11 protein-coding genes are annotated in these 13,141 nt (G+C 73.4%); 4 read left to right on the top strand and 7 right to left on the bottom strand.

Annotated elements, in window-relative coordinates:
• Nucleotides 1–65: 65 nt before the first annotated feature.
• The 6 genes from rfbD to ACFY5B_RS28895 form a co-directional block, all read right to left on the bottom strand.
• Entirely contained in the window at nt 66–941 is an 876-nt protein-coding gene (rfbD, locus tag ACFY5B_RS28920) for a dTDP-4-dehydrorhamnose reductase (protein WP_389974636.1), read from the bottom strand.
• Nucleotides 938–1,918, bottom strand: a complete 981-nt coding sequence (gene rfbB / locus ACFY5B_RS28915; protein WP_389974633.1) for a dTDP-glucose 4,6-dehydratase — start codon at nt 1,916–1,918, stop codon at nt 938–940. Before rfbB ends, rfbD begins: the two co-directional genes overlap by 4 nt.
• Nucleotides 1,915–2,982: a glucose-1-phosphate thymidylyltransferase gene (locus ACFY5B_RS28910; RefSeq protein ID WP_389974630.1), complete on the bottom strand. Its 1,068-nt coding sequence runs from the start codon at nt 2,980–2,982 to the stop codon at nt 1,915–1,917. Before ACFY5B_RS28910 ends, rfbB begins: the two co-directional genes overlap by 4 nt.
• Nucleotides 2,983–3,106: 124 nt before the next feature.
• Complete coding sequence (locus ACFY5B_RS28905) at nt 3,107–3,280, bottom strand: hypothetical protein (RefSeq protein ID WP_389974627.1); 174 nt, start codon at nt 3,278–3,280, stop codon at nt 3,107–3,109.
• A gap of 190 nt (nt 3,281–3,470) precedes the next feature.
• Entirely contained in the window at nt 3,471–3,890 is a 420-nt protein-coding gene (locus ACFY5B_RS28900) for a CBS domain-containing protein (protein WP_389974624.1), read from the bottom strand.
• An 80-nt stretch (nt 3,891–3,970) separates the two neighbouring features.
• Nucleotides 3,971–4,927 carry a LysR family transcriptional regulator gene (locus tag ACFY5B_RS28895; RefSeq protein WP_389974621.1) on the bottom strand — a complete coding sequence of 319 codons (957 nt, stop codon included), beginning with the start codon at nt 4,925–4,927 and terminating at the stop codon, nt 3,971–3,973.
• A 155-nt stretch (nt 4,928–5,082) separates the two neighbouring features.
• On the opposite strand from ACFY5B_RS28895, the gene ACFY5B_RS28890 reads away from it, so the two are divergent.
• Nucleotides 5,083–5,778 (top strand): type 1 glutamine amidotransferase domain-containing protein, encoded by a 696-nt coding sequence (locus ACFY5B_RS28890; protein WP_389974618.1) that lies wholly within the window; start codon nt 5,083–5,085, stop codon nt 5,776–5,778.
• Nucleotides 5,779–5,807: 29 nt separating this feature from the next.
• Here the strand turns inward: ACFY5B_RS28890 and ACFY5B_RS28885 are convergent, their stop codons facing one another.
• Nucleotides 5,808–8,255 carry a SpoIIE family protein phosphatase gene (locus ACFY5B_RS28885; RefSeq protein WP_389974615.1) on the bottom strand — a complete coding sequence of 816 codons (2,448 nt, stop codon included), beginning with the start codon at nt 8,253–8,255 and terminating at the stop codon, nt 5,808–5,810.
• 185 nt (nt 8,256–8,440) lie between these two features.
• Here ACFY5B_RS28885 and lanKC point away from each other — a divergent pair, with 185 nt between their 5' ends.
• From lanKC to ACFY5B_RS28870, 3 genes are all read left to right on the top strand, one after another.
• Nucleotides 8,441–11,035 carry a class III lanthionine synthetase LanKC gene (gene lanKC / locus ACFY5B_RS28880; RefSeq protein ID WP_389974612.1) on the top strand — a complete coding sequence of 865 codons (2,595 nt, stop codon included), beginning with the start codon at nt 8,441–8,443 and terminating at the stop codon, nt 11,033–11,035.
• A gap of 84 nt (nt 11,036–11,119) precedes the next feature.
• Nucleotides 11,120–11,236 (top strand): SapB/AmfS family lanthipeptide, encoded by a 117-nt coding sequence (locus ACFY5B_RS28875; RefSeq protein WP_104784284.1) that lies wholly within the window; start codon nt 11,120–11,122, stop codon nt 11,234–11,236.
• 82 nt (nt 11,237–11,318) lie between these two features.
• Entirely contained in the window at nt 11,319–13,121 is a 1,803-nt protein-coding gene (locus ACFY5B_RS28870) for an ABC transporter ATP-binding protein (protein WP_389974609.1), read from the top strand.
• The last annotated feature ends 20 nt before the right edge of the window (nt 13,122–13,141 follow it).

Here is a 13,141-nt window from a genome sequence, read left to right as displayed (position 1 = left end):
CGCCGCGGCTGACATTCGGCGCTGCTCGGCGCGCCACGCCGCACGGGGCAGGAACCCGTGCCGTCTCACTGGGACATCTCCTTGCGGATGCGGGGCAGTGCCTCGTGCAGGGCGGAGCGCCAGTCGCGCGGCGGTGGCAGGCCGATCTCCTGCCACCGTCCGTGGGCGAGGGCGCTGTACGCCGGGCGGGGCGCGGGCCGGGGGAAGGCCGCGCTGCTGGTGGGGCGCACCCGGTCCGGGTCGGCGCCGATGAGGGAGAACACCTCGCGGGCGAGGTAGTGCCAGGTGGCCTCGCCGGTGCTGGTCGCGTGGAAGATCCCGTGCGCCTCGGGGCCGAGCCGGGGGCCGAGGTCGGCGATCCGCTCGGCGACGTCCGCGCTCCAGGTGGGCTGCCCGCGCTGGTCGTCGACGACGTCGAGGGTGTCCCGGCGGGCCTCGAGCCCGATCATGGTGCGGACGAAGTTGGCGCCGTGGACGCCGTACAGCCATGCCGTGCGCACGATCGCGCTCGCGCCGGGGAGCTCCTCCAGCACCGCCCGCTCCCCGGCCAGCTTGGTGCGGCCGTAGGCGGTGCGCGGGCCGGTCGGGTGGTCCTCCGGGTAGGGGGTGGTGCGGGCCTCGCCGGAGAAGACGTAGTCGGTGGAGACGTGGATCATGCGGGCGTCGTGCGCGGCGCAGGCCCGGGCCAGCAGGCGCGGGCCGTCGCCGTTGATCTCCAGGGCGCGGGCCTCGTCGGTCTCGGCGTCGTCGACGGCCGTGTAGGCGGCGCAGTTCACGACGAGGTCGGGGCGGTGCTGCCGTACGGCGGCGTGGACGGCCGAGGGATCCGTGATGTCCAGGGCGGCGCGGTCGAGGCCGACGACGCTCTCGCCGCGGCTCTTCAGCTCCTCGACGACGTCACGGCCGAGCATCCCGCCCGCACCGGTGATCAGCCACCTCATGCCCGCTCCTGGGCGACGCGCTGCTTCAGGGGCTCCCACCAGGCACGGTTGTCGCGGTACCAGGCGACGGTCTCGGCGAGGCCGGTGGTGAAGTCGTGGCGGGGACGGTAGCCGAGTTCTTCGCGGGCCTTGGTGCAGTCGACGGAGTAGCGCAGGTCGTGACCCTTGCGGTCCTCGACGTACTCGACCCGGTCCCAGTCCGCCCCGCAGGCGTCCAGGAGCAGGCCGGTGAGCTCCTTGTTGGTCAGTTCGGTGCCGCCGCCGATGTTGTAGACCTCGCCGGGCCGGCCCTTCGTGCGGGCGAGGTCGACGCCCTGGCAGTGGTCGTCGACGTGCAGCCAGTCACGGACGTTGCGGCCCTCGCCGTACAGCGGCACCTTCTGGCCGTCGAGGAGGTTGGTGACGAACAGCGGGATGACCTTCTCGGGGAACTGGTGCGGGCCGTAGTTGTTGGAGCAGCGCGTGACGCGCACGTCCAGGCCGTGGGTGCGGTGGTAGGCCAGCGCGAGCAGGTCGGAGGAGGCCTTGGAGGCGGAGTACGGCGAGTTGGGCTGGAGCGGGTGGTTTTCCGGCCAGGAGCCGGACTCGATGGAGCCGTAGACCTCGTCGGTGGAGACGTGCACGAAGGGGCCCGTGCCGTGGCGCAGGGCGGCGTCCAGCAGGGTCTGGGTGCCGAGGACGTTGGTGCGGACGAAGTCGGCGGCGCCGCTGATCGAGCGGTCGACATGGGACTCGGCGGCGAAGTGCACGACCTGGTCCGCGTCGGCCATCAGTTTGTCGACCAGTTCGGCGTCGCAGATGTCGCCCTGCACGAACTCCAGTCGTGGGTGGGTCAGTTCGAGGTTGTCGAGGGTGCCGGCGTAGGTGAGCTTGTCCAGCACGGTGATGCGCGGCGCGTCGGGCGCGTCCGAGGCGAGCAGGGCCCGGACGTAGCGGGAGCCGATGAACCCGGCGGCGCCGGTGACGAGGAGGTTCATGAAGTGATCTGCACCTTGCTGTGGTCTCCGAGGACGAGGCGGTGGGCGCTGGGGACGCTGGGGGCGGGAGTCACCTCGACGTGCCGGCCGATCAGCGAGGCCTCGATGCGGCCGACGCCCTGGATCGATGAGTCCCGCAGCACGATGGAGAACTCCAGCTCGCTGTCGGTGATCCGGCAGTTCTCGGCGACGGAGGTGAAGGGGCCGACGTAGGAATTGCTGACGACGGTGCCCGAGCCGATGACGACGGGCCCGACGACGCGGGAGTTGACGATTCTCGCGCCCTCTTCGAGCACGACGCGCCCGATGGTCTCCGACGTGTCGTCCACCTCGCCGTCGATGCGGCGCTCCATGGCTTCGAGGACCGTGCGGTTCACCTCGAGCATGTCGCCGACGTTGCCGGTGTCCTTCCAGTAGCCCTTGATGACCGTGGAGCGCACGTCGGCGCGGGTGTCGATGAGGTGCTGGATGGCGTGGGTGATCTCCAGTTCGCCGCGCCAGGAGGGTTCGATGGCGCGGACCGCCTCGTGGATGAGGGGCGTGAACATGTAGACGCCGACCAGCGCGAGATCGCTCTTGGGCTGGTCGGGCTTCTCCTCCAGGCCGATCACCTGGCCGGACGGGTCGAGTTCGGCGACGCCGAAGGCGCGCGGGTCGGCCACGCGCGTGAGCAGGATCTGGGCGTCGGGCCGGTGTGCGCGGAACTCCTCGACGAGGCCGGTGATGCCGCCGACGATGAAGTTGTCGCCGAGGTACATCACGAAGTCGTCGTCACCGAGGTAGTCCCGGGCGATCAGCACCGCGTGGGCCAGCCCGAGGGGCCGCTCCTGGGGGATGTAGGTGACGTCCAGGCCGAACTTCGACCCGTCCCCGACCGCTTCCTCGATCTCCGCGGCCGTCTCACCGACGATCATGCCCACGTCGGTGATGCCGGCCTCGGCGATCGACTCCAGGCCGTAGAACAGCACGGCCTTGTTGGCCACGGGTACGAGTTGTTTGGCCGACGTGTGCGTGATCGGCCTCAGTCTTGTTCCTGCGCCGCCGGACAGCACGAGAGCCTTCATTCGGTTCACCTTAGTCGTGAACCGGCGGATGTGAACATCACTTCTTCTGGTTGCCGATGCGCGGAGTTGCTCCGCTCGTCACCGTGCGGTCCTGCGGAGAGGTATCAGGAAGTGTCAGGGGGGATCAGTCCTCACCCCGGACGATGTTCCACTCCGACCCCGAGCGCACCGTCCCGGGAGTGCCCCGGTCCCCCACGGCGGGGAGGCAGGTCCGCAGCGCGGCCTTTCCGCGCAGACGGCGTGCCTTCGACCAGCCGGTCTCGTACTGACGGACGACGGGCTTCTCACTGGTGTCCATGGACTCCACGACTCATCATCTTCCTTCTGGTTCCGCTGCTGTTCGAGTGCCCGGCGAAAAACCGAACAAACCCGGCATGGGGCACCTGCACGGCCGCGTCGAAGTCCCTTTCCCCCACCCGGCGTTCGGGCCGCACGCAACGGTCCCGCGCCCCTTCCGGGGGCGCGGGACCGTCCGACGGGATGTTCTGTCAGGCATTGGGGCGCGCGGCGCTGATGTCGCCGAGCGCCGACCCGGGGTCGCGCTCCATGGCCATGTCTCCCAGGGAGACGATGCCCACGGGGTGCCCGTGGTCGACGACCGGGATGCGGCGCACGGAGTGCTCGCGCATCAGCTCCACCGCCTGGGCCAGCTCCTCGTCGGGGCTGACGGTGACCAATTCGTCGCTGCACGCGCCGGCCACACTGATCCGCTCCGGGTCGCCGCCCTTGCTGACCGACCGCACCACGAGGTCACGGTCGGTGACCAGGCCTCGAAGGTGGTCGCCGTCCGTCACCAGGACGGCCCCGAGGTCCTCGTCGCGCATGATGCGAGCCACCTCGGCGACGGAGGTCTGCGGCTCGACGGTGACCGGGTCGCCGGTCATGATGTCGCGGACATGCTGAGCCATGATCTGTCTCTTCCTTTTCCTTCGGCTCGTGGCGGATTCTCCGTCCTGCGCCATGCCGGGTACCCCGTCGTCCCGCGGCATCACCAGGTGCGGCCGGCCTCCAGCAACCGGTCGCGGACGAGGGTGACGTGCGGGTTGTCCGAGGTGCCCGGCCGCTGGACCAGGAAGCCGGTGTTGATCGGCGCGTCCTCGGGGGCGTCGAGGAGGACCAGGGCACCGGACGCCAGTTCTCCGGCGCACAGGTAGCGCGGCAGCACGCTGAACCCGGCACCGGCCGTGACCAGGGCCAGGACGGCCCTCAGATCCGGCACCGAGACGGCGGCGCGGCAGTTCAGGCGGCGGCCGAAGACGTGCCGCCAGTAGCGGCGCACGATGGGCAGGTCCTCGGCGTACGTGATCAGCGGGATGTCGTGCAACGCGGCCGGTACGTCGTGCAGCGCGGCCGGTCCGTCGGCGGTCGTGCGCCCGGCGGCGCGATCGGCCCAGGCGGGGGCGGCGACCAGGACGAACTCCTCGTCCGTCAGCGGCACCGCGGACAGGGTGCGGCCGCGGGGCCGGGTGGTGGCGATCACCAGGTCATGGCGGCCGGCGCGCAGCTCGTCGAGGAGCGGCTCGGTCAGTCCCATCGAGACGCGCAGCCGTACGCCCTCGGTGACCAGCGGGGCGAGGGCGGGCAGGGCCCGGGTGGAGAGCAGCTCGGCGGGCCCGGCCAGGTGGACCGGCTCGGCGTACGTCTCCTCCCGGGGGCCGTGACCGGTGGCTGCCGCGAGGGCGTCGAGGGGGGCCGCCACCCGAGCCGCGAGTTCATGGGCCACGGCGGTGGGGGCGACGCCGCGCGGCAGCCGTTCGAACAGCTCCCGGCGGGTCTGCCGCTCCAGCGAGCGGATCTGCGTGGTGACGGTCGGCTGGGACAGGCTGAGCGATCGCGCGGCGGCCGTGAAGGAACCGGACCGGTAGACGGCCAGGAAGGTGCGCAGCAGGTTGAGATCGGGCTGCGCGGGGGTGCCGGTCGTGCCGAGGGGGTCGATGGGCCTCACACGATCCGACCCTAGCGCGCTCTGTCATGGGAAAACCTATGGCTGCCATGGGGCAGCCCATTGGAAAACCTGCGGTCCGGGCGCCTACGGTCGTCATCGTCCGAGCCATCGCCGCGTTGTTCGCCCGCGGCCCGTCTCTTGGAGATCCACCGACCATGTCAAAGATCCTCTTCGTCGTCACCGGCGCCGACACCTGGACCCTGGCCGACGGCACCGGGCACCCCACCGGCTTCTGGGCCGAGGAGGCCGTCGCCCCGTACGAGGCCTTCCGGGCCGCCGGCCACGAGGTCGTCGTGGCCACGCCCGGCGGTGTCGAGCCCCCCGTCGACCGGGCGTCCCTGGCTCCCGAGGTGAACGGGGGGCAGGAGAACGCCGACCGGATCGCGAAGGCACTGGAGTCCTTCACCGAGCTGCGGCATCCCGTGCGGCTCGAGGACGTCCGGCTGGAGGACTACGCGGCCGTCTTCTACCCCGGTGGCCACGGCCCCATGGAGGACCTCGCCGTGAACGCCGACTCCGGCCGGCTGCTCGCCCGGGCCCTGGAGTCGGGCAGGCCGCTCGGTGTCGTCTGCCACGGGCCGGCCGCGCTGCTGGCCGCTGTCGGGGCCGACGGCCGCAATGTCTTCGCCGGCTACGAGGTCGCGGCGTTCACCAACGCCGAGGAGGTCCAGGGCGGCCTCGCCGACCGTGCCGCCTGGCTGCTCCAGGACCGCCTCACCGAGGCCGGCGTGACCGTGCGGGCCGGGGAGCCGTGGGCCCCGCACGTGGTCACCGACCGCAATCTGGTCACGGGCCAGAACCCCGCGTCGTCGGCCCCGCTGGCGGAGGAACTGCTGAAGCGGCTGGGCTGAGCGGTCGGGCCCGCCCGAGCCGGAGGTGCTCAGCGCCCCAGGGGCAGTTCCGCCCACACCTGCTTGCCGCCGCTGACCGGCAAGGTGCCCCAGGTCGCGGCGAGGGCCTCGACGAGGAGGATGCCCCTGCCACCGGTGGCCTCCCAGCCGATGCTGGTCGGTCTGACCGGTGAGCGGGGTGAGGCGTCGGCGATGGCGATGCGCAGACGGTCGTTGACGAGGGTGAGGTCCATGCGGACCTTGCCGTCGGTGTGCACCAGGGCGTTGGTGACGAGTTCGGAGACGACGAGGAGGGCGGCGTCGTACTCGGCGGTGACGCCCCAGGAGCGCAGGGTGCGCCGGGCGAAGCGGCGGGCGTGCCCGACGGCCTGCGGCACCCGCCAGACCGTCCAGCTCTCCCGCAGCGGGCGCAGGTCCATGCCGTCGTAGCGCAACAGAAGCAGGGCGACGTCGTCGCTGCGCGGGGCGTCGCCCAGGAGGGCGTCGGCGACCAGCCCCAGGTCGGCGGGTGCGGCGTCCGCCAGCCGCCCGGCGAGGTGGGCCATGCCCTCGTCGATGTCGGAGCCGGGCGTCTCCACGAGCCCGTCGGTGGCCAGGGCGATCACCGTGCCGGGCGGGAGCCGCAGCGGGCTCATGGGGAAGTCGGCCCGGGTGACCACCCCGAGAGGCGGGCCGCCCTCGGCCTCGGCGATCTCGGTCCGGCCGTCGGGGTAGCGCAGTACCGGTGGCAGATGCCCGGCCCGCACACACCAGGCGGCGCCCTCCTCCAGGTCGACGTCGACATAGCAGCAGGTGGCGAAGAGGTCGCTCTCCATGTCCGTCAGCAGCCGGTTGGCGTGGGCGACCACCACGTCCGGCGGGTGCCCCTCGACGGCGTAGGCGCGCAGGGCCGTGCGCATCTGGCCCATGAGGGTCGCGGCGCCGGCGCTGTGGCCCTGGACGTCGCCGATGACGAGGGCGACGTGGTGGTCGGGCAGCGGGATGACGTCGTACCAGTCGCCGCCGAGTTCGAGCCCGGCCGTGCTCGGCAAGTAGCGGGCGACGGCCATCGCGCCCGGCAGCCGGGGCAGGCTACGCGGCAGCAGCTGGCGCTGGAGCATGCCGACGAGTTCGTGCTCGGCGTCGAAGGCCCGGGCCCGGACCAGGGCCTGTCCGGCGAGACCTGCGCAGGCGGTGAGCAGGGCGCGTTCGTCGGTGCCGAAGTCGTGCGCAGTGTCCCAGCCGATCAGGCAGGCGCCGGCCATGCGGTTGCCGGCGGGCAGCGGCAGGACGGCGAGGCCGCCGGGGCCGACCTCGGCCAGCGCGCGTTCCAGGGGGCTGCCGGCGGGCCAGATGCGGGCGCGGCCCTCGCGCAGCGCCGCGGCGAGCGTGGGCATCGCACGCACGGGTGCGTCGGGCCACTCGGTGCGCCACTCCGACCGCCACAGCTCGGGCCAGGCCTCGGGTTCGGGCGGGTCGAGGACGGTGACGACGAGACGCTCGCTCTCCAGCTCGGCGAGGGCGATCCGGTCGGCCCGCAGCGGCCTGCGCAGCGCGGCGACCACGGCCTTGCCCACGTCGCGGACGGTGACGGCGGTGGCCAGCGCGGCGGCCAGGCGCTGGACCCGGGCCACGTCGGTGACGTCGGAGCGCAGCGTGGAGACGTCCACGACCGTGCCCACGAGCCGTGCCGGGCGGCCCTCGCCGCCGGGCAGCAGGCGCCCGCGCAGCCGGAGCCACTTCGGCGGCCCGGCGGGCTGGAGCACCCGGAACTCCAGCTCCCGGTCGCCGATGGACATGTGGTCGGCCTCCACCACGGACATCAGCGACGGCAGGTCCTCGGGGACGGTGAGGCTGAGCAGTGTCTCGACCCGGCCGTCGAACTCCACCGGGTCCAGGCCGAACAGGTCCAGCAGGTCGTCGCCGACCCGGACCCGGCCGGTGTCCATGGCGAGCGTGAAAGCGCTCGGGGGCAGCTCGCCGGCCTCCGCGGGCGCGGCCGGGGCGGTGAAGGCGACCGCGTCGGAGATGAGCTGCAGGCATTCGAGGTCGTCGGCGCCGAAGCCCTCGGGGCGCTCGCTCACGGCCAGCAGGCAGCCGCCGTCCCCCTGTACGGGGAGGGCCGTCAGGAAGAAGTCCCGGGAGGGCACGCGCCGCGCCTGGGCGTACTCGGCGAGTTCCGCCGGGCCCAGTGACACCGGCCGTCCGCGGCGGTGGGCCTCGGCGACGGGGGACCGCCCGGCGCGCGGATAGCTGTCGCGCAGCCCGTACAGGGTCCTCGGGACTCCGGCCGACTCCATCAGGCACAGCAGCTCGCCGTCCTCGCTGGGCGCGTAGACGGCGGCGAGCGCCGCACCGGCGAAGACGAGGGCCTGTTCCAGGACTCGGCGCAGCCGTTCGGGCGACTGCTGATCGATCGCGATCGCCTTGAGGGCACCTTCGGCACGCAGTGTCCGCGTTCCGCGCTCCTGTGCGCCCTGACTGACCACGTTGGCCATTACAGCGCTAATGAGACACCTGCGCAGCCCCTGTGGGCGGTCCGTGGACCGGCGCTGACCCGGTCGCTCGAATGAAACCGAACATGTCTTAACGCATGCGTTCCGCACGGTGTTCTCGTGACAGGCGTGACTGTGCGTGCCCGGCTGGTGGCTGGAAAGCTCGGTGCTCGTCAGGAGGGGGACGCATGGACAAGCGGTACGAGGTGTACGCGCTGGCCGACCGGCACTTCTACGAGACGCCGGACCGGCTGACGCAGGGCGGGCAGGGGACTGCGGCCCACCTCTACGAGACGGCCCGCCGGCCGCTGCCGGAGGGCTGGGAGTCGGCCCGTATCGGCGACTGGCAGACCATGACGCCGCTCGGCCCCGACGGCGAACCGCTGCAGGGCCCGGCCCAGGGGTGGAAGATCCACGCCTCGGCGACCCGGGCGAACGCGGAGGACATCGCCCGGATCGTGTGGGACTACTGCGTCGAGCGGCGCGTCCCCTTCAAGTTCGTGCCGGGACCGCACCTGCTCCACCTGCGCAACACCAAGTACGCGCCACGCGACGGCAGCGGCAAGTTCGTCACCGTCTACCCGGCCGACGAGGAGCAGCTGCACCAGGTGCTGCGCGAGCTGGGCGCCCTGCTGGAGGGATTCGAGGGGCCGTACATCCTCACCGACCTGCGCTGGGGCGAGGGGCCGCTGTACGTGCGCTACGGCGCCTTCGCGCGGGCGTTCGTCGTGGACGAGCGGGGCTCGCTGGTGCCGGCGGTGCGCGACGGCGAGGGGCGGCTGGTACCGGACCGGCGGTCGCCGTCCTTCCAGGTGCCCGAGTGGGTGACGCTGCCGGCGTTCCTCCAGCCGCATCTCGACGCGCGGAACAACACGACGACGGGCGAGCTGCCGTACCGCATCGAGAAGGCGCTGCACTTCTCCAACGGCGGCGGGGTCTACGCGGGCACCGACACCCGGGACGGGCGCAAGGTCGTCCTCAAGGAGGGCCGGCCGCACGCGGGGCTCGCCTCGGACGGCGCCGACGCGATCGCCCGGCTGGAGCGGGAGAAGCGGGCGCTGGAGCAGGTCGCGGGCACCGGCGTGGTTCCTGAGGTGCGCGACTGGTTCGAGCTCGGCGGGCACCGCTTCCTGGTGATGGACTTCCTGGAGGGCCGCCCGCTCAACTCCTTCTTCGCCGAGCGGCATCCCCTGCTCACCCAGGACCCCGACGCGGAGGCCGTCGCCTCCTACACGGCCTGGGCGCTGCGCATCCACCGCAGGGTGGAGGAGGCCGTGGCGGCGGTGCACGCCCGGGGCATCGTCTTCAACGACCTGCACGTCTTCAACATCATGGTCGCGCCGGACGAGGAAACGGTGTTCCTCCTCGACTTCGAGGCCGCGGCGCCCGTCGGCGAGAACGGCCGCCAGGTCGTCGCCCACCCGGGGTTCTTCGCGCCGCCGGACCGCCGGGGCGCCGACATCGACCGCTACGCGCTGGCCTGTCTGCGGCTGGCCCTGTTCCTGCCGGTGACCACGTTGTTCGTGGTCGACCGCGGCAAGGCGGCGCACCTGGCGGAGGTGATCTCGCAGCAGTTCCCGGACGTGCCGCGGGAGTTCCTCGACCAGGCGGTCGCCGAGATCACGCGGGAGGTGTCCGGCCGTACGGTGGCCGCTCCCTCCGCGCCGGTGGATCCGGGCGACTGGCCGTACAGCCGCGACTCGATGGTCAAGGCCATCCTCGCCTCGGCCACCCCCGAGCGCGACGACCGGCTCTTCCCCGGCGACGTCGCCCAGTTCTCCGACGGCGGCGGGCTCGGGATCGCCCACGGCGCGGCGGGGGTGCTGTTCGCGCTGGACGCGGCCGGCGCCGAACGGTACGAGGAGGGCGAGCGCTGGCTGCTGGACCGCACGGCACCGGCCCCGGTCGGTACCCCGCTCGGCCTGTACGACGGCCTCGCGGGCGTCGCCCTGGTCCTCGACCGGCTCGGGCACCGGCAGCGGGCTCTGGACCTGGTCGAGGGCATCCTCGCCGAGCGGTGGCAGAACCTCTCCTCCGACCTGCACGGCGGACTGGCCGGGCTGGGTCTCGTCCTCGGGCAGCTGGCCCGTACGACCGGCGAGGCGGAGCTGGGCGAGCGGGCCCACGAGGCCGCGCGGATCCTCGTCCAGCGCCTCACCGAGCCGGTCCCGGCCACGTCCCGGCCGCGCGCCGGACTGCTGCGCGGCGCGAGCGGTGCCGCCCTGCTCATGCTGCGGCAGTACGAGTGGACCGGCGAGGAGGCCTGGCTGGAGGCGGCGGCCGTGGCCCTGCGCCGCGACCTGGCGTCCTGCGTGACCCGCGAGAACGGGTCGCTGGAGGTCGACGAGGGCTGGCGGACCCTGCCCTACCTCGGCGACGGCAGCGCGGGCCTCGGCATGGTCCTCGACGACCTCGTCGCCCACTCCCCCGGCCTCGCCGGGGAGTTCGAGACGGCCCGTGCCGGTGTGCTCACCGCGGCCACCTCCCGCTTCTACGCGCAGCCCGGCCTCTTCCAGGGCCGCGCCGGAATGATCCTGCACCTCAGCCGCACGACCACCCCGGGCGCGACCGAGGACCGGCTGGCCGCGCAGATCGCCGGGCTCGGCTGGTTCGCGATGGCCTACCAGGGCCAGCTCGCCTTCCCCGGCCACCAGATGATGCGGCTCTCCATGGACCTCGCCACCGGAACGGCAGGGTGCCTGCTGGCGCTCGGCGCGGCCCTCGACCCGGCGACCGACGCCCACCTGCCGTTCCTCCCGCCGCCCGGAAGGCGGCCCCACTGACGCGGTTCCGCGAACCCGCGGAGTCGTGATCCAACCCCGTCCCCACGGATGACCACGGACGGACACCCAATGGAAGGACACACCATGGCACTTCTCGACCTGCAGACCATCGAGACCGAAGAGCGCACGACCGGCGGCGGCAACAGCACGGTGAGCCTGCTCTCCTGCATCAGCGCCGCGAGCGTTCTGCTCTGTCTCTGATCCACGGTCTGCTCGCTCCGGGCGGCTCTCTCCCTTCGGGGAGGGGCCGCCCGGGGTCCTTCCCGCTCCAGGAAAGGCCCGTATGACCTCGCGCGGCGACGACGACCCGGCGGCCGGACACGCGCGCACGCTGCTGCGCACGGCCACCGGGTACAGCGGGTCCCGCTGCGTGGCGCTGTGCCTGGTGAGCATCGCCGCGACGGGTGGCGGACTGCTGCTTCCGGCCGTGCTCGGCAGGGCCCTCGATCTTCTGCTGGCGCACGCCCCGGCCACCCACTGGGTGCTCTACTGCGCCGGCCTCGTCCTGCTGCTCGGTCTGCTCGACGCGGCCCAGACCGTCCTCACCGGCACCGTCGACGCCCGCACCACCGCATGGCTGCGCCGTCGGCTGACCGGGCACGTCCTGGGCGTCGGACCGCGCGCCGTGGACCGCTTCGGCTCGGGTGACCTCGTCGCGCGCCTGGTCGGCAACGCAGCGGAGGCGGGCACCACTCCGGCGGCCCGCGCGGCGCTGCCGGCCGCGCTCGCCGGCCCCGTCGGCGGGGTGGTCGCGCTGGCGCTGATCGACTGGTGGCTCGCGGCCGTGTTCCTCGCCGGAGCCCCCGTGCTGGCCCTTCTCCTGCGCGCCGTCTCGCGGGACACCTCCGAGAGCGCGTCGCGCTATCAGCAGGCCCAGGGCCGGATCGCGGCCGCGCTGGCCGAGGCCGTCGAAGGGGTCCGCACCGTCCGGGCGGCCGGCACGGAGCGCCGGGAGGCGGCTCGTGTGCTGCGGCCGCTGCCCGATCTGTCCCGGGCCGGGCACCGCATGTGGCGGGTGCAGGGCCGGGCCGCGGCCCGGGCGGTCGCCGTGGCGCCGCTGCTGCAACTCTCGGTCGTCGCCGTGGCCGGGGTCCTGCTCGGCCGGGACCGGCTCTCGGTGGGCGAGGTGCTCGCGGCCTCCCGGTACGCGGTGCTCGCGACCGGCGTCGGTGTGCTGGTCGGGCAGCTTGCGGGCCTCGCCCGGGCCCGGGCCGCGGCCCGGCGCCTCGGCCAGGTCGAGACCGAGCCCGCCCTCGCGTACGGCGTCCGCCGGCTGCCCGAAGGCCCCGGGCGGCTGGAGCTGCGCGGGGTGACGGCCCGGCGCGGCGGACGCACCGTGCTCGACGGGGTGGACCTCGACGTGCCGGGCGGCACGACTTTGGCGGTGGTCGGCCGGTCCGGCTCCGGCAAGTCGCTGCTGGCCGCGCTCGCCGGACGGCTGGCCGACCCGGACGGCGGCGAGGTGCTCCTCGACGGTGTGCCGCTGCGCGAGCTGCCGCACGACGACCTGCGCGGCGCCGTCGGATACGCCTTCGCCCGCCCCGCCCTCCTCGGCGGCACGGTCGAGCAGGCGATCGGCCTCGGCCTGCCGTCCCCCTCCCCCGGCCGGATCCGTGAGGCGGCACGCACGGCCCTCGCGGACGACTTCGTGCGCCGTCTCCCGGACGGATACGGCACGGCCGTAGCCGACGCCCCCCGCTCCGGCGGCGAGTCCCAACGGCTGGGCCTCGCCCGGGCGTTCGCACACGGGGGTCGCCTGCTGATCCTCGACGACGCCCTCTCCAGCCTCGACACGGTGACGGAACGCCACATCACCGACGCGCTCTTCGGCGACGGCCCGGGCAGCACCCGGCTCCTGGTCGCCCACCGCGGCGCGACGGCCGCGTGCGCCGATGCCGTGGCGTGGCTGGACGACGGGCGGGTGCGGGCGGTGGGGCGGCACGAGGAGTTGTGGCGGCTGGCGGAGTACCGGGCGGTGTTCGCTGACGGGGCGGACCCCGTCGGCTCCCCTGCGGCCGACGGCGGTCCCCAACCGGTTCCGGACACCCGGGGCGGGACGAGCGAGGAGAAGGACGCAATGGCATGAGCGGCCGGGCGTGTACGGGT

Origin of the sequence: Streptomyces sp. NPDC013187 (assembly GCF_042899705.1) — a bacterium.
Taxonomy (GTDB): Bacteria; Actinomycetota; Actinomycetes; order Streptomycetales; family Streptomycetaceae; genus Streptomyces; species Streptomyces hawaiiensis_A.
Note: the sequence above shows the minus strand (reverse complement) of the source record. Positions and strands in the feature narration are given on the sequence as shown.